The following is a 1611-nucleotide window of genomic DNA, read 5'->3' on the forward strand; positions in this document are numbered from 1 at the left end:
CACCGGTTCTTTGGTGATGGTGGCCCAGGCGGCGCCGCTGTCGGGGACGCGGGGTTGTTTCCAGACCTCGATGGGGAAGGACACCATGACCAGGGACTGCATCAGGTGCATGAGGCTGCGGGCGTCGTCGGGCAGGTCGTCGAGGTCGAACTTGTCGCAGTAGGTGATGGCGTCTTCGAGGCGTGCGAAGGCGGCGTCGTAGAACTGCTGCATGTCGGGCATGGTCGAGGCGAGGCGCTTGGCGTAGCGCTCGGGTTCGGTGGCCAGGGCCCAGTCGGCGTAGGGCTCGAGGTCGGAGAACTCAGTTGGCAGCGGCATCGCGGTGCTCCTTGACGTAGTCTGCGACGGTTTTGTGGAGGTGGCGCAGGAGCATTTCCTGGTCGCAGAGGGGGAATTCGGTCACCGCGCGGGTGCCGATCATCGTTTGGGTGGCTTCGAGGGTGTTGGCGTCCTGGAGGGCGTATTCCTTGAAGGTGACGGCGGCGAGCTCCTGTGCGAGGCGCTCGCGGGCGTTCTTCGGGGGTACGAAGTACAGGCTGGCTTCGAAGATGTGCTTGTCGACGGCGGTGGGCCAGTAGTTGTAGGTCAGGTACCAGCCCGGCTCCCAGATGAGCAGGGTCATGTTGGGGAAGAACTCGAAGCTGTCCTGGCCCCAGCTGTGGAAGTTGGCGGGGTTGAGTGCCTTGGGCAGGTTGTCGAGGCCCTCGATGTCGGGCTTGTCCCAGGGTCCGAACAGGCCCGAGCGGAGGGCGCGTTCGATGGGCTTGACCATGTTGAGGTCCTTCGGCGGTGCCATGCCGCCCCAGGAGGAGATCATCGAGTGCGGGGGCTGGAGGTCGTAGTGCAGGGCCTCGTAGCCGTAGCCGGCGAGCTTTTCGGCTTCTTCCTTGACCGCTTGCTTCATGTGCAGGATCGGTGCGTGGTAGAACTCGGCGAAGGCGTCGATGAACAGCTTCCAGTTGGCGCCGATCTCGGAGCGGTAGCTGTAGACCTCGGTCATCTTGTCGAAGGGGTAGCCTTCGAGCTCTTTGGCGTAGTCGCCGAGGTAGTCGACCAGTGCGATCGCGTCGGGGTCGAGGTTGATGTAGATGAACCCTTCCCACGTTTCGCAGCGGACGTCTTTGAGTCCGTAGTCCTTCTTGTCGAGGTCGAAGAATTCGCCTTCTTGCTGGACGAAGGTGAGTTCGCCTTCGAGGCTGTAGCGCCAGGCGTGGTATTTGCAGGTGAACTGCTTGCAGCTGCCGGCGGTTTCTTCCTGGGGGAAGTCGTTCCAGACGAGTTTGTTGCCGCGGTGGCGGCAGACGTTGTGGAAGGCGCGGATTTTGCCGTCGTTGCCTTTGACGATGATCAGGGAGGTGCCGGGGCCGGCGGAGGGGAGTTCTTTGGTGAAGTAGCTGCCGGTGCGGGGGAGTTGTTCGACGCGTCCGACGTAGAGCCAGGTCTTTTTGAAGATGGCTTCGCGTTCGGCTTCGAAGAATTCGGGGTCGATGGAGTCGGTGTAGTCGACCGGGGCGGTACCGAGTTCGGGATAGTGCTCGGTCCAGCTTCCCTCGGCCGGTTTGGTGAAGTGGGGCAAGGCTTTCTACCTTTCGTCTTCGAACTCGATACCGA

At 62.3% G+C, this 1611-nt stretch carries 2 protein-coding genes; both read right to left on the reverse strand.

The window, feature by feature from the left end; all coding sequences use genetic code 11:
* Positions 1-318, reverse strand: a 318-nt coding sequence (locus tag RDCOP1_RS21095) for a hypothetical protein (protein WP_072705356.1), incomplete at its 3' end; no start/stop codon positions are given.
* On the reverse strand, positions 302-1576 hold the full coding sequence (locus tag RDCOP1_RS21100; RefSeq protein ID WP_072705359.1) for an aromatic ring-hydroxylating oxygenase subunit alpha: 1275 nt from the start codon (positions 1574-1576) through the stop codon (positions 302-304). The genes RDCOP1_RS21100 and RDCOP1_RS21095, both read right to left, overlap by 17 nt.
* Positions 1577-1611 lie beyond the last annotated feature (35 nt).

It is taken from the genome of Rhodococcus coprophilus NBRC 100603 (genome assembly GCF_001895045.1).
In the GTDB taxonomy this organism is placed as follows: domain Bacteria; phylum Actinomycetota; class Actinomycetes; order Mycobacteriales; family Mycobacteriaceae; genus Rhodococcus; species Rhodococcus coprophilus.